Annotated in this window: 9 protein-coding genes; 8 read left to right on the top strand and 1 reads right to left on the bottom strand. The window is 41.8% G+C overall.

The genetic code is table 11. The annotated features are described in order from the left end of the window. Nucleotides 1-20 precede the first annotated feature (20 nt). Complete coding sequence (locus J4N24_RS02795; RefSeq protein ID WP_207532105.1) at nt 21-3,230, bottom strand: ligand-binding sensor domain-containing protein; 3,210 nt, start codon at nt 3,228-3,230, stop codon at nt 21-23. Nucleotides 3,231-3,555: 325 nt separating this feature from the next. Between J4N24_RS02795 and J4N24_RS02790 the strand changes: the two genes are divergently transcribed. The 8 genes from J4N24_RS02790 to J4N24_RS02755 all read left to right on the top strand — a co-directional run bounded on the left by J4N24_RS02790 (nt 3,556) and on the right by J4N24_RS02755 (nt 20,051). Further along, entirely contained in the window at nt 3,556-5,817 is a 2,262-nt protein-coding gene (locus J4N24_RS02790; protein ID WP_207532104.1) for a glycoside hydrolase family 2 TIM barrel-domain containing protein, read from the top strand. A gap of 27 nt (nt 5,818-5,844) precedes the next feature. Then, nucleotides 5,845-8,286, top strand: coding sequence for a glutaminase family protein (locus tag J4N24_RS02785; protein WP_207532103.1), 2,442 nt, complete (start codon nt 5,845-5,847; stop codon nt 8,284-8,286). A gap of 235 nt (nt 8,287-8,521) precedes the next feature. Further along, a complete protein-coding gene (locus J4N24_RS02780) occupies nt 8,522-11,500 on the top strand; it encodes a SusC/RagA family TonB-linked outer membrane protein (RefSeq protein ID WP_207532102.1) in 2,979 nt (992 codons plus the stop codon). Nucleotides 11,501-11,550: 50 nt separating this feature from the next. Further along, nucleotides 11,551-13,056: a RagB/SusD family nutrient uptake outer membrane protein gene (locus tag J4N24_RS02775; RefSeq protein ID WP_242691478.1), complete on the top strand. Its 1,506-nt coding sequence runs from the start codon at nt 11,551-11,553 to the stop codon at nt 13,054-13,056. 8 nt (nt 13,057-13,064) lie between these two features. Beyond that, complete coding sequence (locus J4N24_RS02770; protein WP_207532101.1) at nt 13,065-14,189, top strand: ATP/GTP-binding protein; 1,125 nt, start codon at nt 13,065-13,067, stop codon at nt 14,187-14,189. 29 nt (nt 14,190-14,218) lie between these two features. Further along, nucleotides 14,219-15,310: a DUF5007 domain-containing protein gene (locus J4N24_RS02765; protein WP_207532100.1), complete on the top strand. Its 1,092-nt coding sequence runs from the start codon at nt 14,219-14,221 to the stop codon at nt 15,308-15,310. 19 nt (nt 15,311-15,329) lie between these two features. After that, nucleotides 15,330-18,479 (top strand): SusC/RagA family TonB-linked outer membrane protein, encoded by a 3,150-nt coding sequence (locus J4N24_RS02760; RefSeq protein ID WP_207532099.1) that lies wholly within the window; start codon nt 15,330-15,332, stop codon nt 18,477-18,479. Between the two features lie 9 nt (nt 18,480-18,488). After that, entirely contained in the window at nt 18,489-20,051 is a 1,563-nt protein-coding gene (locus J4N24_RS02755) for a RagB/SusD family nutrient uptake outer membrane protein (RefSeq protein ID WP_207532098.1), read from the top strand. Nucleotides 20,052-20,062: the final 11 nt, after the last annotated feature.

The following is a 20,062-nucleotide window of genomic DNA, read 5'->3' as shown; positions in this document are numbered from 1 at the left end:
CTGTATAATGTCTGCTATAATTATTCTTTTGTGTGCTGCGGAGCTTCCTCCTGGAGTTTTTTCCAGGAGCTGACTTTAAACTCAAATTTCTGCCTGAGAGGTAGGGTAAGCTCAAAGACGGTTTGATTAGCTGTAGTAGAAGTCAGTTTTAAAGTGCCATTATGAAGGTCTGTCAACGATTTCGCGAGTGCCAAGCCTATTCCTGTACCAGGCTTTTTGTTTCCCGGCACCCGGAAAAAGGGTTTAAAAACATCCTGGCTGAAATCTTTAGATATACCGGGCCCATCATTAGAAAACCGGATGGTGAAATTTGCAGAATCTGGTGATATTGGAACAATCTCCACCAAGGCTTTTGTTCCTCCGTATTTAATTGCATTAGAGATAAGATTGCTAGTGATCTTTATAAATGCTTCTTTATCAACAAAGGCAATAAGGGGCTCAGAAGGTTGGGTAAAACTTAGTTCAATATACGTTTTATTAGCTTCCTGCCTGAATACCTCTACCTGCTGGATAAGGATTTCTGAAATATTTGTATTTACAAAGTTGAGTCCAAACTGATTTATCTCTGTTTTTCGGAAGTCAAGTAGCTGGCCGGTCAGCTCTAATAGGCGTTTTGTGTTCTGCTCCATCATTAACAAGCTCCTTTTAATGCTCGTAAACTCATTTATCTTTTCCATGATAAGTGCCAGCGGGCCCACAATCAGGGTGAGGGGAGTTTGAATTTCATGAGTAATATTAGTAAAGAACTCGATCTTCGCCTGATATATCTCCTTCTCTTTTTCGTATTCGAACATCCGTAACTTGTCGCTGTTTTTTCTCTGTAAGTATAAATGATAATACCTGAACGATAGGTATAATGCAATGATAAACAGTGTGATGTACAGCATGTAAGCCGGCTTACTTTTCCATAATGGAGGCAGTATCAGAATAAATAAACGTTTTTCCTTGCTGGTCCAGCTTCCATCATTACTTTCTGCACGAAGGATGAAAGTATAATTGCCTGCCGGAAGCCCCGTAAAGTACGCCTTTCGATTATTGCTTAAATAATTCCAGTCTTTATCCAAACCTTTCATCTGATATTTGTACCGCGTAACTTCCGGGGAAGTATAGTTTATAGCGGCAAATTCGATACTAAAATTGGTCTGATCATGGTTTAGCACCAAAGTGTCAGTATAAGAGATGGATTTGGATAAAGGTGAGTTCTCTGTATTTGGAATTACGTCTTTATTATTGATCTGAAACCCCGTGATGTAAGATGGCACAATAGTTTTAGTCTGAACAAATTCATCAGGATAGAAAGAGATCATACCCTTAACTGTACCAAAAAACATTTCTCCGTTTGCCGTTCTATAAGCCGAATTATAGTTGAACTGGTCGGTGATTAAACCATTATACTGCGTATATACTTTTATTGCATTTGTTTTTAGATTTAAGCGCACCAGTCCCTTTAAAGAACTAATCCAAAGGTTCTTGGAATTATCCTCGAGCATCCGGTAAACAGCATTGGTAGGCAGTCCTGTTTCTGTCGTGTATTTCTTTATGGTTTTCCGGTCGGCCCCCAGCTTCACTAAACCACCTCCATCTGTTGCAAACCATAAACAATGGTCGCTATCCTCGTAAATTCCCTGAATGAGGTAGTCACGGTCGAATTCCGCCTCATCATTCTTATCCCGGAAACTGATCGTTCCTCTTTTACCTGATTTAATGTTGAAATAGGAAGCCCCGGAACTCGGGCTGCCGGCCCAGATTGTCCCTTCATGATCCTCGAACAAGGCATAAACGTCAAATCCATCTGGTAACCAACCATACTTTTTAAAAACTTTCTTCACCGGGTCGAAAGAAAAGAGCCCCAGCTGATTACCAGTTGTACCAATCAGTATGGTACTGTCTCGCGTAAGGTAAATACACATTACAAAGTCCGTAACCTTGGTTTTATCTTCCCCTATAAGCCTGTAACGATCGGTAATATGCCCCGTTTTTATGTCCATTATTTCCATCCCGCGAATAAAGGGACCTATATAAAGACGATGCTGATAAGCAAGTAAACCATGTATATTGGTATAAGATAAGTTGTTAGCTTTTCCATTAGGGATATACCTTTGAAAAGATCCGGTTTTCGGGTTGAATTTATTAATTCCAGCATCCTCAGTACCTATCCACAGATTTCCCTGTTCATCACTGCAGATCTCCCTGACGGCATTGCCTGAAATGGAATTCTTATCATCTGTTGGATAGTATTTTTTGAAGCGGGCACCTTCTTTTGAATAGTAATTGAGACCTCCAAAGAAAGTTCCCGCCCACAGTCCACCTTGTTTATCCTTGCAGAGAGAGTAGACAGCATTATCAGTCAACCCATATTTATCCCCGTTTCGTTTTACGATCCTTTCACTCTTCTTAGTCCTGAAATTATAATTGAAAATCCCAGACTCAGTGGCAAACCAGTACTCCTTATCGTCGTATACGAGCATGTCCCGGATAAAAAGATCCGTATTGCGCTCGTTGCCAAGTATTAAGGAACTTCTTGCTTTGGTTCTCACATTATAAACCTTTACACCGAGCTTAGTGGTCCCTATTAGCAAGCTGTCCTGACCCATATCAAGAACTTTGGTAATAAACTTCTCCTGAGGGGGTAAAGCCTTGTCCAGTACAGGCAAAGTACTTAGGCTCTTTGTGTTAGGGTTGTAGCTTACAACCGTTCCATTATTTCGACCCAGCCAAATATTTCCCCGTTTGCCAATGGTAAGGCAAGATCCTTCGATGCCAATATTAGTTACCCTGTCCTTTTGCTGATCATAATGATAAAGCCAACCCTCGGCCAAAAACCATAGATTGTTTTGTTTGTCGGTGCGGATATAGGTGATCCCTCCCTTAAGAGTTAGGATAAGTTCTTTAAATGTTTCAAGATAGGGGTCATATTTGAAGATTCCCCTGCCAGTTCCCACCCATATCATTCCGTTTTTATCTTCTTCGATAGAGACAATAATGTTGTTGCCAATAGCGCCAAACTTGTTCTTGTCGTTTCTGAAAGTCTTAAAGGTATAGCCATCAAATCGGTTCAGACCGCCCTTTGTTCCAATCCACATGTAGCCCTTGCTATCCTGTATCTGGGTTATTACAGAATTATGTGCAAGGCCTTCTTCCACCTGATAGTGCTTAAAGTAATATGACTGCGCTCGGACTACTTCAAGTGCCAGTAGAAAAAATAGGACTGGTAAAATTGGTCTAAACAAGTGCATGGGTTAGTTCCGCTGATTCAAATATAATAGAAAAGCTTGTCTGAAATACAGTCTAGCAAGGGTTGTAATTTCTTATTTCCTTATTCAGGTGTTAAAACGCTCTTTAAAGACCACCACATAGACCTGTCTAAATTCCTTCTACTGAAAATGAGACGAATGAGCCATAGTTTGAGAAATCCGGAATATGGACATTGGCGACATTTGGATTGTAACAAAGAGGGGAGAATGAGCTGCTGGGAGCTCACCAACAAAAACGAACCGATTTAAGCTCTAAAAAGCACTAGAAATTATAAACACACCACTTAACAAATAAATGAGTATGAATTTCAAAAAATTAATTCTTATTGCTGCTCTTTCATTGCCGCTCATATCCTCTGCACAGGAATGGCAACCGAAAAAAGCTGCATTAATGAGTAAATTTTCAAAAGATGTAGATCCGAAGAATGTATTGAGCGAATATCCACGTCCTCAATTTGCGCGGAACAGATGGCTCAATCTAAACGGACTATGGCAGTTCCAGCCTGCTGCGAACAGAACTGAAGCTTTGCCTGCAGGTGATCTGTCCCGTTCCATCCTTGTACCATTTGCGGTGGAGTCTGCACTTTCTGGTGTAATGGAGCATCATGAAAGTATTTGGTACCGCCGGAAGTTTAACGTTCCTGGATCCTGGAAAGGTGAACGTATATTATTACACTTTGGAGCTGTTGATTACGAAACAGAAGTGTTCGTGAATGGAAAAAGCCTGGGTATCCATACAGGTGGATATGATCCATTCAGTTTTGATATTACAGCACAGATAAAAGAAACCGGAGCTCAGGATATTGCACTTAGAGTTTATGATCCTACAGATAAAGGTGGCTTTCCTCGTGGAAAACAAACCTTGAACCCTCAAGGAATTATGTATACCTCTGTCACAGGTATTTGGCAAACAGTTTGGCTTGAGCCTGTTCCGCAAACCAGCATAAGCGATCTGAAGATTGTTCCGGATATTGATAGATCCGTTGTAAAGCTGTTCGTTCAAACAGATAAGACAACACAGAATTTAGAAGTTGCGATACAGATAAAAGATAAAGGAAAAGTAATACAAACAATTACTGTGCAACCGAATACAGAGATAAGTGTGCCTGTAAAAAATGCTAAGCTTTGGTCTCCGGATAGCCCCTTTTTATACGACCTAAGCATCGCACTTAAACAGGGATCCAGAAATATCGATGCTGTAGAGAGTTATTTCGGTATGAGAAAGATCTCTATTGGAGAGGAGAACGGAATCAAGAAGATGTTCCTTAATAATAAATTTCTCTTCCAGCTGGGACCTTTAGATCAGGGCTTTTGGCCGGATGGAGGCTATACCGCTCCAACCGATGCTGCTTTGCGTTACGACCTGGAGATGATCAAAAAATTCGGATACAATATGGTCCGCAAGCATATAAAGGTAGAACCTTACAGATGGTATTACTGGGCAGATAAATTAGGCTTGATGGTTTGGCAGGATATGCCTTCACCGAACTCATACACCGAGCATGTGCCTCCTGTTGATACTGCTGCCTTCTCATCAGAGCTTACCCGCATGATTAAAACCCATTGGAATTCACCTTCAATAATAAGTTGGGTGGTTTTTAATGAAAGTCAGGCGCAGCATAATACTCCCGCACTTGTACAGAAAGTAAAACAACTAGATCCAACAAGGTTAGTAAACCAGGCTAGTGGTGGAAGTCATTATGGCGTGGGAGACGTCATGGATATCCACAGTTATCCACCTCCAGATGTACCTGCTGCAAGTGCAACCCAAACGCTGGCGTGCGGTGAATATGGTGGCATTGGTTTTATCATTCCTGGTCATACCTGGAAAACTGGTCCAACCTATATAATGATCGACAATGAAAAAGAGTACTTGAATCTGTACGATCAGTTCGCCAACGACCTTACCCAGTACAAGACTAATAATGGCTTAAGTGCTGCGGTATATACGGAGATCACAGATGTGGAAATAGAACTTAATGGACTGCTTACCTATGATCGCGAGGTGATTAAAGGATCCATAGATAAGATTAGGGCTTCAAATGAGCGCGCTATTAAAGGGAATATCTATCTGAGGGATATTCTGGCTAATGCAAAAAGTGATGCTAAGATCTGGAAGTATAGTTTCAGCAAACCTTTCAGCAACTGGTTCAGCAAAGAGTTCAATGACCAGAACTGGCAGTCGGGAAAAGGTGGCTTTGGTAAAGAGGGAACTCCGGGAGCTGTCATTGGAACGCCATGGACCACAAGCGATATTTGGTTAAGACATGAGTTCAGGGTAGGTGATCTTTCGAAGATCAATAAAGATGAGCTAATGCTTTCCATTCATCATGATGATGAATGTGAAGTGTACATCAATGGTGTAAAAGCAGCGGACATAAAGGGCTTCACTCCAAAATATACCCTTGTAGCTATTGAAGATGGTGCGAAGAAGGCATTGGTTTCAAATGGTAAGAATGTGATAGCCATTCATTGTCATCAAACAATCGGAGGACAATTTATAGATGCCGGGCTTACTTTAATGAGTAAAAAGGATAGTAATACGTCATTAGCAAAAAAATAAGACACAAACACACGCAGATTAATATTTATGAAGAGATTATTTTTAGGAGCTGCCCTGCTATTGGCTTCGAGTGCCAATGCTCAGCATCGGCTGGCACCGGCATATCCTTTAGTTACACATCACCCGTACTTTAGCATCTGGTCAGGGAATGACACGTTAAATGCTGCAACAACAACGCATTGGACCGGGGCTCCTCAGTCATTGAATGGAATGCTAAGTGTTGACGGTAAGATCTACAATTTTTTAGGGAAGGCTGAAAAAGTATACACTCCTATATTACCCGCTGCAGATCAATCAGAGTATACTGTTCAGTATACGGAGACGAGACCAGCAAATGGGTGGGAAGGAATTAGTTTCAACGATAACGCCTGGAAGAGCGGAGCGGCGCCACTAGGCTCAGACAAAGGTGAGGTTAAAACACCTTGGAAAACGAATGATATCTGGGTTAGAAGAAGTTTTGACCTGAATAAGATCAGCGAGAAGGCTGTATATCTTAAATTAAATCACGATGATAATATTGAGGTTTATATCAACGGTAAACCTGCTTATAGTAAGGCTGGTTGGACAGAGAACTACGCTTATATCCCTGTAAATAAAAAGCTATTAAAAACAGGACGGAATATAATAGCTGTTCATGTTGCGAATACAGCTGGTGGACGGTGGTTGGATATGGGATTGGTTGAAGAAGCTGCTACTAAGGGGCCTGGAGTCCTTGAGGCAAAGCAAAAAAGTATTGACCTTAATGCTACCCAAACTATATATGCATTCACTTGTGGAGGAATTGACCTTAATGTGACCTTCACCTCCCCCTTGCTGATGGATGACTTGAACCTTATGTCGCGTCCTGTTTCTTATATCTCGACAAAAGTAAATTCTAACGACGGTAAACAACACCTGGTGAAGCTTTACTTTGGAGCCTCAAGTACACTGGCCGTTCATGCAGCCTTCCAACCGGTAAAAGGAGTGGAGTATTCACGAAATGGATTAAATATTTTAAAAGCGGGAACTGTAGAGCAACCGCTACTAAAAAGAACCGGTGATGATGTTCGCATAGACTGGGGATCGGTTTATGTCGCTGTACCTCAACAAAGCAACGCTATCCAAAATATAAGTTCTGAATCAGAGGCTTTAAATAATTTTATTTCAGATACAGACCCTGCAGCTACCGAAATGATGGGGGCAAAATTAAAGCTTAATACGACCATCCCAGTAGGTACAGTTGGAGGGGCAGCTGTGGAAAATTATATAATGATCGGCTATGATGAGATATTTGCTGTACAGTATTTCCAAAACAACCTTCGCCCTTGGTGGAATATCAACGGTACTGAAACAATTGAGAACCAATTTGCACTAGCCTCTCAGCAATACCAGGAAATCATGAAGAAATGTGTCGACTTCGATAAAAAACTTTATGATGATGCATTTAAAAGCGGAGGTGAACAATATGCAAAGCTTTGCGAAATAGCTTATAGACAGGCAATATCTGCTCATATCTTAACCAAAAGTCCGGAAGGCGAGCTTCTTTTCCTATCGAAAGAGAACTTTAGTAATGGATCAATCAATACAGTAGACATAACATATCCCTCAGCTCCTCTATTCCTTATTTACAACCCCGATCTACTGAAAGGAATGATGAACGGAATTTTCTACTATAGCGAAAGCGGTCGTTGGAAAAAACCTTATGCCGCTCATGATCTGGGTAGTTATCCAATCGCTAACGGGCAAACTTATGGAGAGGATATGCCAGTTGAAGAATCAGGTAATATGTTAATTCTTGCAGCGGCCATTGCCAAGGCAGAAGGTAATGCGAACTACGCAAAGAAGCACTGGGAGACATTATCAGTGTGGGCGGATTATTTAAGCAAGGAAGGATTTGATCCCGCCAATCAATTATCCACGGACGACTTTGCCGGGCACCTTGCACGTAACGCAAATTTGTCTGTGAAAGCCATCACTGCATTAGGTGGGTATGCGATGCTGGCCGATATGCTGGGGAACAAGGATGTTGCCAAAAAGTATGGGGCTTTGGCAAAAGATATGGCAAAACGCTGGATGAATATTGCTGACGCAGGAGACCATTATGCTCTCACGTTTAATCAGAAAAATAGCTGGAGTCAGAAATATAACCTGGTTTGGGATAAAGTATTGAACCTTAATCTATTTCCAGAAGAAGTTTATAAAAAAGAGGTGAACTTTTATCTGACCAAACAAAACGTATACGGCCTGCCTCTTGACAGTCGCGAGACTTATACTAAGTCTGACTGGGTCCTTTGGTCAGCAACGCTGGCTGATAATCCAAAAGATTTTAATGCATTGGTTAGTCCCATGTATAAATATGCTCTTGAAACTCCTGACCGAGTACCTCTGAGCGATTGGCATGGAACAACGAATTCCAGAAGGATGAATTTTACAGCACGCAGCGTTGTAGGAGGTTACTTTATAAAAATGCTTGATCACAAGCTAAAATAGAAAGATAGAGATCAGAGTGCTTTGTCACCGCTGCACTTTGATCTCTATGCTTAATCAACCAGCACGGTAAGTACGAAGAATATCAGAAAAATAACTATTGTTTAACTAACTCAATTCCAACTATGATCGAACAAATACGAACCAATCTCTACAGTTAGAGCGCTTTATTCCAAAGCTTAAGAGGAAGCTCTTTCAAAGTATTCTATAAACTAATTCAAATTATGAACCCCTAATTATGCGATACTTATTGTTAGCCTTTTCTGTTTTTGCAGTTGCTGGGATTTCCAGGGCATCTGGTGTCGAAAAGGAAAAGAAAATCCGAACTCATGAGATTCGAAATGCAATCTTTGTAAAGAAGATTGCATTAGAAGATTCTGTAAAAGCGTATAAAAAAAATCGCTCTGGCCGATCGTCTTTTAAAGACAGTCTATCGGGGAAACTTTCGCCAAATACACCCTTTAACCTTTCCATGTTTCCTGCAGTAACCCTTCAGCAATATGTTAAAGGAAGGTTTGCCGGCTTAAATGTACAGGAGTCATCAGGTGAACCTGGTACTAATCAAACCATGTTCATTCGCGGCGCCGCCCTACCCTTGCTTTCCCCAAGGCATGTCTATGATGCCCAACCTCTTGTAATACTTGATGGAATGCCCCTGGTAAATGAGCATCCATTTGCCTACGATATCCAGCAATACAATTTTAACAGGATAGGCCCTGCTACAAATGTCCTTTCAAATATTGATATGGATAACATTGCATCAGTAGAAGTGCTATCTGATGTAGAGGCTACTGCCGTTTATGGTCCACAGGCCGCCAATGGGATTATTCTTTTGAAATCGAAACTGGCAGATACCGTACGCCGCGTTACCTTCAGTTCTTATATCGGTTACTCTCCAAGGCCTGGAATTACTACCATTAATGGTAATTATGAGAATGCATTCAGGCAGCGCTTCTACGACCTCTATACTACCAACGGCCGGAATTCTGAAGACGAGGTATATCCAATTTATTTAAGTGATTCACTTAGTGCGGGATATTTTGGACCGTCAAACTGGTCGGATCTCTATTACCGGAATGCGATGTCTTATTCTATTAATGCCTCCATAACAGGTGGAACAAAACGAGCTAATTTTCGATTTTCACTCGGCAATCTTCAAAACCAGGGAGTTGCAGACCAGACAGCAGTTAATCGTTATAGTACCAGGTTTAACATAAACATGCGTCCTGTAAAATGGCTTCTTTTCTCCGCGATGGTAAATGCCAACCGCGTTGAGCGTGACAGGAACAGGAGCCTGAGAGATCGTTTTACCCAAGTAAACTATTTCCCGGATCTAAGCTCGCCGCTTAGCCCTAACAAAGATGTCTACGGCAATTATTTGTCTCTCTATAAAAATGGATTTGATGATAATAAAACGAATATCATTGACGGGTATGCTAACCTGGGACTTGATCTTGGCTTGATTCGTTTTGACTCTCGACTTGCAGTTAATTACAATGAGGGTTACAGGGATATTTTTTATACGAGATCCTTAATGCAAAATACCAGTTACGCTTCTAATTATTACGGATTTAACCAGCGGTTCCTTCTTACAAATAGTGCAAAATACGACAAAGTGTTTGATTCTGGTAATAACTTTCATCTGGAGTTAGGACAATCAATCCAATGGGATACTTATAAATACAATAATGCTTACGCTTATAAGGGATCATCAGATTTCATTAAAATAAATCTTCTTTTTTCAGATCCAAATAAGCCTGACGAGTATTTGTTGCCACGAGCTTTCCCTAAAGAGCTTGTATTTCGCTTCCTGGATCGTACACGGTCGAATCTTTTGTCTGCGTACACTACCGGGAACTATTCTTTAAACAACAAGTACTCCTTTTCTACCACACTAAGAGTTGACGGGTCTTCTAATGCCCAACCTACTAAGCGTTTTTTCTTTTCACCCACTGCATCTATCGGATGGAACTTAAAGAACGAACTGTTTAGCAAGTCAAAGCAAATCTCCGCTCTTGATCTTAAGTTTGGCATTGGCCGCATTGGCAGATTAAATAGTTATGATAATTATGCCGAAGGCCCGCAATACATGTCAAACGTTGGGTATACCGGTAATGTTACGGTCCCTGGCTATAACGCCTTCGCAGTACTTACCCGCCCTTATAACTTCGGATGGGTTGGATATGGAATCCCATGGGCTTATTCAAATCAAGTTAACGGAACCCTTAGTACTGCAGCGCTCGATAGCAGACTGAGGCTTGCTGCGACCATTTACTCCAAAACGGAAAAGAACCTTTTGTTTGGTGTGCCTGATGGTGCTGAGTATGGATACAGGGAGTTTATCAAAAGTGGAATGTCTGTAAGGAATACTGGTCTTGATGTTATTGTCTCTGGAGAGATTATCAGGAATCCGAAGAATTCCTGGACTTCTTCAATGTCTTTTAATGTCAATAAAAATCGCCTAAAGGCCCTTCCGGGTGACATTCAGCAGGTAGAGCTCAGCAACAGGCTGCTGAAAGTAGGGGAGTCTATAGATTCTTACTGGCTTTTGCAGAATGATGGAATTTATGAATCAGACGCCGAAGTTCCGGTTAGGAATGGCGAGGTAATGAAATTCAATGGAAGTCTTCTTAAAGGGGGCGATCCGAAATGGAGAGACATTAATGGCGATAATGCTATTGACAATTCTGATAAAGTAATGATGGGGCATGCTCTGCCGGTTCTTTATGGAAACTTTGATAATGCCTTGACTTTCGGCAAATGGAATTTGAACCTCAACTTTTACTATAACCTGGGAAGGGACATCATTAATCAGAATATGGCCAACCGCTTTGATTTTATCAATAGGGAGGGGCAGTCAAATATTAATTCGGTTAAAGAGATCACTTTTTGGGAAAAAACCGGCGATTACAGCAAATATCCTTTGTATAATCCATGGAGTACGGTATTACCCTACCGTCCAGATCAAAACTTGTTTCTGGAAGATGCCTCATTCCTCAAGTTGCGCAGCCTGTCGGTAGGTTACGACCTGACTAAGATGGCCCGATCCAAAATGAAGCTTCAAAATTTATATATCTACACTACCATCAATAATGTGTTTACGCTGACCAAATATACGGGTCGCGATCCTGAGTTGGTAGACTACACCGGCTATGATACAGGTTACGGACTTCCGATACCGCGGACATTTACACTTGGGGTTAAGATGGAATTATAGGCCTCAAATTAATAGCAAATAGTTTACATATCTGAATTAAAAGAAACTAGATGAAAAAGATAATACTATCATGCTTACTCTTCGCTGCTGTACTTTCAGGGTGCAAGAAGCTACTCGAGGTAGATTCTGTAAGAACAGTTGGAGAGGAGAATATGTGGAACTCTTTGGAGGATTCCAGGGGAGCTCTCATGGGAGTTTACGCTCTTACCCGTGCTGCCCTTATAGATAACAACGCACATTGGATTTACGGTGATGTACGCTCGGGCGATTTTGCCAGTCCTATTCGCCAGGATCTTAATGCCGTGATCAAAAACTCTTTGAATGCTTCCTTTCCTGTGGTTGAAGAACTCTCTAACTGGACAAGGTGGTATGCCGCTATTAATGCTGCAAACCTCTTTATCGAAAGGATTCCAGAAGTTAAAGAGAAAGACCTTCGTTATACAGACAATAACATGAAACTTGATATCGCTCAAGCCAGGTTCCTCAGGGCTTTTGCCTATTTCTACATGGTACGGATTTGGGGAGATGTGCCTTTTATCATCACTTCACACGATGGCAACTTTGAAAAGATGCCTCGTGAAAGTAAAGACAAAGTGCTAGCCTGGGTAGAGAAAGAATTATTGGCAGCAGCTGCTGATCTACCTTATATCTACAGTGATAATGATCCACAGCAACAAGGGAATTATTACAATGAAGACCGCGTACGTTGGGAAGGCGCTCTTGCAAGAAAGACTTCTGCATATGGGATTTTGGCACATGTGGCTGCCTGGCAAGGAAATTATGCCGATGTTTCCAAATATTCAAAGTTTGTAATAGACAATTTTGGAAAGAGTGCCATGTCATGGTTGCCGACAGATGAGCTCACAAGGGGAAATGGATTCTTTGACGCAAAGAGATTTAATCACTTGTTGGGGTTCAATTCCGACTATGGCCACGAAGATGGCTCTACAACCGGACATATTGAGGAATTAACACTTGCTGAACCTGTGGTGACGAAAAAGATCCCGGATATCTACATGGTAAAAGATTCTATTCTTAATATATTCAATGAGGCTGACGATCAACGCTTCAGTTTAGATACCCTCGGAAACCCACGCAATACTGCCTATTTCAGTAACTACAACGGCAAGTATCCTATTTTCAGTAAGATCAAATCAATTCAGGGAGGACAAACAGACCCCAATTTCAGGTACTTCACTAGTCCCATAGTTTTTACCCGATTGGAAGACATTGCACTTCTAAGGGCAGAGTCGTTGGCTGTGCTTGGAGAAACTGGGGGAGCGATAGAAGTTCTGAATATTATCAGGCAATTAAGAGGCCTTAAGGCATATGATCAGAATATTAACGGCGACTTGATTGACGCAATTTTTAAGGAACGTCAACGCGAACTCATGGGAGAGGGACACCGTTGGTACGATTTGGTGCGGTATAATAAGATTAAAGGGACCAATACCAATTTTACTAACCTGATCAGATCCGGAGGAATATACTGGCCCGTTTCGAGGAAAGTACTGCAACAAAATAAGTTATTAACGCAAAACCCTTATTGGGAATAGATGAAGCCATGGAAAAGAAAAGTAAGTATTTAAGATTTTTAATACCTGCGTTTGCCACCATACTCGCATGTATTTATTCCTGTAGCAAAGACTCGGGCTACTATAATGCAGGAGTGGAAGACAAGACTTTTAGTGGCAATACCTATGAGTATCTCAAAAGTAAGCCCGGAGTATTTGATTCCCTGGTCAAGGTTATCGATCGTATGGGTTATCAGAATATTTTGAAGAATGATTCGGTGACTCTTTTCGCCGTACCCAATCAAAGCTTTCAAGTCGCTCTGACCAATTTAAATAATTTACGGAAAAAGTCAGAATTGCCTCCCTTGGCCCTGAGCTCCGTCGAAGGCGTCCACTTGGATACAATGATGTCACAGTATATTATCAAAGGAAATTATACTACCAATTTGCTTGCATTCCAGGATGGAGTGAACCTATTCGGAGTGAAGTATAACTACCCAATGAATGCTAAGCTTGGAACAAGTTCTTCGTCTGGGTACACTAGCGGCGGCGCTGAAAATATTGTTTTTCAAAACACGAACAGAAGTGCTTTGGTAAGAAATTGGGTGGCTACTACCACTACTTCCAATAACATAAAAACGAAGAATGGTGTGGTTCACGTCGTATCATCCGATCATATCTTCGGTTTCAGACAGTTCGTTAGCCGGTTTACCTATGTCCCACCTCCACCTAATCTTTTCGCCAAGGTGGGAGGAAAACTTTCTGTTTCAAGTTGTGCGCGTTCTGCCTGCAACCCCAATAATATTGAGGGTTCGAATAGGGTTATTGATCGCGACAGAAATACAAAATTTCTCGAAGATCCATTCAGGGGAGGATGGTTGAAGTATGAATTTAATGAGCCTGTAGTTGCGGGATCTTACACCTTGGTATCCGCCAATGACGCTGAGGATAGGGATCCTGCATCCTGGTCATTGGATGGATCGAATGATAATAAAGTGTGGACCACTTTAGACTCTCGAAATGAGGAAGTGTTCCGGGAGCGCTTTATGGAAAGGGTCTTCTATTTTAATAACAAAACCGCCTATCGCTATTATCGCATAACCTTCAATTCCATGCGATTCGGCGGTTCTGCCTTCCAGCTCGCAGAATGGTCGATGAACGAACCTGCTAAATAACATAGGGGATTAATTAAAAAAACTAATCAATGTCTATAACAGCAAAGATAAACCGTGTTACTGCCTTTTTTGCAGCAATTATACTCCTGAGTAGCTGTGAAAAAGTCTTTGATCTACCCGAGGAAAAGGACTACTTAAGTCCGAACCTCAACTATAGTAGCAAAATTTTAGAACCAATACTGGGACGCACAACCATAAGCCGCCAGGGACTAAATACAGATAACTCTACCTGGCCCTTAAAATTTGAGATAGTTAATGCCAGATGGGGGGACGGTCGACCCGTGACAGACTTGTTTCAAACCCGGCCGGTATGGGTATGGACCAATGAATATACTGGTGACGAGAAAAGCCTTGAAGAGATCCAGGCTAAAAGGAAATTGGAAGATCATCCATTATTTGAAGTTAGAGAATCAGGAGAGTTTATCTTATGGGCTTCCTCTAATAACGATCTTATTACACCGAGAGCTGCAGATAGCAGTAACCTCCCTCAAAATACGCGATATTTTGATGTAAAGGTCACTAATACCGGGGGCTCGGTAGTTCTGAAAGATTTTCAGATAAGGCCATTCAGGGAACGGCCCTACTTTCCTTCCAACGATAAGAATGATTTTACGGGCGGTGATGCTCCTGATCCCAAATTCAGGAACAACACATTTAAGAAAGACTTCATAAGACCTGGTCTTTCAGGTGTGATCGGAAAGACCAGCAATAAGGAATTGGTAAGTAACGATGACGTGAAGGATGTAGTTGTATTCATTCGACCTTTTACAGGCGGTAACGGTCATAACCTCAGGATTAAGGCCATCGACAAAAATGACGTCGCTATTAACCCTTCCAAATTCAATGAAACCAGGTGGACAACGATGTTGCATGCTTTCAACATGGTGAAGACTAACGAATATGTACAATATGATGTAGCCTATCCGATTCCTTTGACTGCAAGACGAACAAATTATTCTGATGGTAATACTGCAAGAGTGGCATTGCAATATTCAAGATTAGTATTTGGAGGGGCAAGGAATACAGCCACGTTGAGTTTGAACTTTGCAATTTTCCGCGAAGGCGATTGGGAAATCGTATTTAAATTCCTGACTGACGATCCAAAGTTTGAAGACGATTAATGATGTAAAATTGAAAATCATGAAAAGAACTTTTCCTTATATAATCACCCTGATCGCCTGTCTGGGATGTTTTAGCATCTATGCGCAAAGTGTAGTCAGGGTAACCGGTACTGTTGTTGAAAAGGAGGGCAGGGGAACCCTTCCCGGAGTAACCATAGCAACAGGGACACCGCCAAAAACCATTGGAAATACAAGTATTAACGGAACTTTCACTATAAATGTAGCTCCTGAAGCAACGCTCGTATTTTCTTATGTCGGTTTTGTTACTCAAACAGTAAAGTTAAAACCTAATCAAACTACTGTAAATGTATATATGGAGAGCGATAAAAGAAGCCTCCAGGAAGTCGTGATCCGCGGATATCAGAAGCGTTCGAAAGAGATCACCACAGGGGCTTCCACCACTATCGGAGAAAAAGCAATACAAGACGTTCCGGTTTCGAACGTCGAACAGTTATTGCAAGGAAAGGTAGCTGGTTTGAATATCCAGGTGAACACAGGAGCCCCTGGATTTAGGGGATCAATTCAGATCCGCGGACTTTCCAGTTTATCTGTTACCGGATCGGGTAGTGATTCTTATTTGCAGCAGCAGTCTCCATTATACATAATTGATGGTGTACCACTAGACGCAGATAAGGCCTCTGAATTTGGCTTTCAGACCCAGGGCCCGGGTATTAGCCCGACGTCGTTAATCCCGCCTGAAGACATTCAAAGTATTGAAATCCTTAAAGATGCGCAGGCAACTTCGCTCTATGGATCCCGTGGTGCTTATGGTGTTATTATCATCACTACCAAACGCGGAAATTCTGTGGTCCCTCGTGTTCGTTATTCCACGCAGGCATTTGTTAATTCGCCTCCCAAGCTTAGAGAGACAATAGGGGGAAATGCTGAACGACAATTAAAGATCCAGCAGATTTTAAAGAACAAGTTGTCGGAAGCGGATTTGAACCGTTTGGGTTATACTCCATTCATATCAGACAGTTTAAATGCTTACTTTAATAACTCTGTAGATTGGCAGTCAGTATTTTATCAAACCACCTACAATCAAACGCATAATATCGCTATTGACGGAGGCAATCAAACCTTCAATTACAAAACCAATTTAGGCTACTACACAGAAAAAGGAGTGATTAAAAATACTGGCTTTGACAGGTATAGTGTGAACATGAACATGGAGTACAAACCCAACAATAAGTTTCGCTTCTTTGGTGCTTTGTTTGGTGCGGTAGGTGAGCAAAGTAAGGGTGACGGAGTTGGATTACTCCAAAAAGGCGTCGCTCGGAATGGACAAGCCTCATCTCTGTTGCCTCCCCCATCCTTTTACCAGGCTACTTCCAGTGTTGTTTCAGCTTTAAAAACGGCAAATAATAATAATTCACGTAACCTGAGAGCAAATGTTGAAGGCCGTTATGAATTTGTTCCTGGCCTGGCTTTGTCTTCTAACGTCAGTTACGATTATACTTCTGATACAGAAGATTCGTTCCGCCCTGCTGCAGCCAATAATCAATTTGCAAGTGTTTACGGCTTTACCGGAAGAAATTATACACTCTATAACAGGAACAACCTTTCCTATGCAAAGAATTTCGGTTCCCATGAGATCTTCATCAATGCCTTTAACGAGATCTACAAAAAGGCTCGGCAGGCAAATGTGATGCGGCAGGAGAAAACAGCGAATGACCAGCTTCAGGGACCAGTAGGATACGATGCATACTTCTCCCGCGGAGGCGGCGTTTTAGACAATTACCGGGACGAACGGATCGCATCTTTTGCCGGAGCCTTTTCATACAACTTCAAGAAGAAGTATATCGTTGATCTTTCTTACCGCCTGGATGGTACTTCTTTAAGTGGAATGGAAAATCCCTATTCCAAAAACCCTTCAGTAGGACTGCGCTGGAACTTCTCCAAAGAAGATTGGATGCAAAATTTGAAATGGTTAGATAACGCCGGGCTTCGATTAAGCTGGGGTAAGAACATTAGTCCCAATGGTAACTTACAAAGCATTTACGGACTTTATAATGTTAATGGTAGTTATAATAATAATCCTTCTATCGGAGTAGATTATGACCAGATCCCGAATCCCCGCTTAAAGCCAACCACTACAGTTCAGTATAATTTAGGGTTTGATGCGTCGCTTTTTAATAGCCGCTTCGAAGTGAACTTTGATACGTATTTCAAACAAGTGGAGAATATGCTGATTGATCGTCCATTGGCTAATATCACTGGTTTCAACAAAGTAGTAAGTAACGATGCAGCCATCGCCAATTATGGTTATGAATTAGCGCTGACCGTGCGTCCCTTTAAACCAGGTAAGAACTGGAACTTTTCCCTTTCTGCTAATGGAGCGTTAAACCGTGATGTACTTACCAAGCTTCCGTTGGAACAGTACGGGCAATTCATCAAGTTTGATGAGGACGCACGATTTTTACAGCACCTGGTGTACCGGGTTGGTAGAAATACGCTTTCTAATTATCTAAGGGTTAACCAGGGAACTTATGCAACAGATGCAGATGTTCCGGTAGATCCTGTCACTGGTTTAAAATATAGAACAGGGGGGCGTTTCTTTGAAGCCGGCGATCCAAACCTGAAAGATGTAAACGGCGACTATATACTTGATGGTGTCGATTACGAAATTTCAGGCAACTCTCAGCCTCTCTTTACAGGAGGTCTATCTACAAATATCACCTATAAGAACTGGGGATTGAACGTTTATGCTTCTTATACGGCAAAGCGAACTATATTAAATAATGCCTTGTCAGACCGACTCGCGATCATGCGGGATCCTTTTGCGCTTACTTCAGTAGTTCCCTTGGAAAACCTGAATATCTGGACACAGGCAGGAGATATAGCTAAATATCCAAATCCATACGATTACGCAAGGTACGATGCGATCCAGCCTTTCAGAAAAGACCAGACCCTCTGGGCTGAAGAAGGTTCTTATTTTAAAGTGAACAGCTTTACGCTTTCTTATGCCTTTAATAAGGAGGCAATCAGGAAGATAGGTCTGTACAATCTCAGAGTTCATTTCACGGCCAATAATCTTACTACTTTCTCATCTTACAGCGGACCAAATCCGGAGAATGTCAACAGTTTGGGACGTGATAACTCAGACGGTTACCCTGTCCCAAGGACTTTCAGTATTGGTTTAAACATGGAGCTTAACTCTGGAAAATAGAAACTAACAATGAAAAAGATTATAACCTCTATAATAATTGCCGCTTTTGCTTGTACAAGCTTAAGCAGCTGCAAAAAGTTTTTAGATGTAAAGCCAATAGACAAGCTTACGGGTAATAACTTTTATACCTCTCCACAAGATGTTGAAGCTGCCATAAATGACCTTTCTAGAAAGCTTTTTGGTAAGATAACTGAAACGCAATTCATTGGTGCTACGGGTGAATACCGGGCGGGAGAAGTTGCTTCGGATCCAACTGTAAGAGGCAACTCATCAAGAAATCCTGAATCGATCGCTTATATTGATCTTCTTGCCAGAAACAAATTGATCGATGTTTTAGACGGTGGAAGACCCTGGGCTCAGGGGAATTACAATTATAACTTCGGAAGTATAACAGATTGGAGGACCTTCTATGAAGTAATTCAGGGTGCCAGTATCGTTATCGAGAAATTGAACGAAGGAATTCCGGGGGTTAGCGAGGAAATGAAGAAGCACTATATCGGGGAAGCTGCTTTCGCCCGCTGTTTCTCCTATTTTGAAATGGTGAGGCTTTATGGAGATGTTCCTTATTATGGAGATGCTTTTCACATTGAACCTCTTCCCCGCGAGTCTATGGTTACAGTCTTAAATAACTGTATTGCTGATCTTGGCGCCAAGAAGGATGGTATGCTATGGTCTTATGGAGATCCTGCTTTAAAAGGAGTTCGTGCGACTAGGGCAAGTGCTATTGCCCTGCTTATGAACATGAACATGTGGAACGCAGGCTTTGACCGGGAGCATGCTCGCGACTATTACCAGGCAACTGCTAATCTTGGAAAAGAGTTGGTAGACAATGAAGGAAATCATCCCCACCGCCTGTTGCCGATTGATCAATGGTATCTGGTAGCGGGAGGCCGTTCTGACGAGAGTCTTTTCGAATTCTTTCAAACAGTGAACTATGGAGTTTCAACCAATGAAAAGGCTGCTGTTGCACATATGTTCCTGCATTATCCTTATAAAACCCCTTTCTTCGAGTGGGAGCGAAGCTCTGCTTATTATAAGGCCACTTATATGAATAGCATTTTTCCTCAGGATGTTGCCGACCGCAGGAAAGAGATATGGTTTGTCGAAATGTATGCTAATAATGGCTTTTTCAATTTTGCAAAGCTAGGAGGGGTTAATGTAAATCAGGGTGGTCAGGGAACTGCTAATCCCGATAATAGTTTTATGATCTTCAGATACGGCGAGTCTTTACTAATGTATGCTGAAGCTTTAGCTGAACTGGGAGACGATGGAAATGCCCGGACAATCCTCAACAGGGTAAGAACCAGAGCCCAGGCACCTGCCTACGATGGCTCAGGACAAGCTTTAAAGGACTTTATTTTTATGGAACGTTCCCGGGAGCTGATTGGCGAGGGGCATCATTATTTTGACCTGATAAGAACACGCAGGATAGTAAGTTCTGCCTGGACTTCTAGCCCTCTTACCCAGGATCAATTTTTAAGAGGTGGATGGACCTGGCCCATTTCAGGTAGTGCCATAAGGAACAACCCGTATATAACCCTTACAGAATATTGGGTTAATGGAGGAATTTAAACCGAATCATA

The sequence above is a fragment of the Desertivirga arenae genome, assembly GCF_017355785.1.
Taxonomy (GTDB): domain Bacteria; phylum Bacteroidota; class Bacteroidia; order Sphingobacteriales; family Sphingobacteriaceae; genus Desertivirga; species Desertivirga arenae.
The sequence above is the reverse complement of the archived record's forward strand: the minus strand, read 5'-3'. Positions and strand labels throughout refer to the sequence as shown.

Excerpts from the sequence above, each read along its gene's own strand:
- J4N24_RS02790 (WP_207532104.1), top strand. The coding sequence starts at position 3,556 with ATGAATTTCAAAAAATTAATTCTTATTGCTGCTCTTTCATTGCCGCTC.
- J4N24_RS02785 (WP_207532103.1), top strand. The coding sequence starts at position 5,845 with ATGAAGAGATTATTTTTAGGAGCTGCCCTGCTATTGGCTTCGAGTGCC.
- J4N24_RS02780 (WP_207532102.1), top strand. The coding sequence starts at position 8,522 with ATGCGATACTTATTGTTAGCCTTTTCTGTTTTTGCAGTTGCTGGGATT.
- J4N24_RS02775 (WP_242691478.1), top strand. The coding sequence starts at position 11,551 with ATGAAAAAGATAATACTATCATGCTTACTCTTCGCTGCTGTACTTTCA.
- J4N24_RS02770 (WP_207532101.1), top strand. The coding sequence starts at position 13,065 with ATGGAAAAGAAAAGTAAGTATTTAAGATTTTTAATACCTGCGTTTGCC.
- J4N24_RS02765 (WP_207532100.1), top strand. The coding sequence starts at position 14,219 with ATGTCTATAACAGCAAAGATAAACCGTGTTACTGCCTTTTTTGCAGCA.
- J4N24_RS02760 (WP_207532099.1), top strand. The coding sequence starts at position 15,330 with ATGAAAAGAACTTTTCCTTATATAATCACCCTGATCGCCTGTCTGGGA.
- J4N24_RS02755 (WP_207532098.1), top strand. The coding sequence starts at position 18,489 with ATGAAAAAGATTATAACCTCTATAATAATTGCCGCTTTTGCTTGTACA.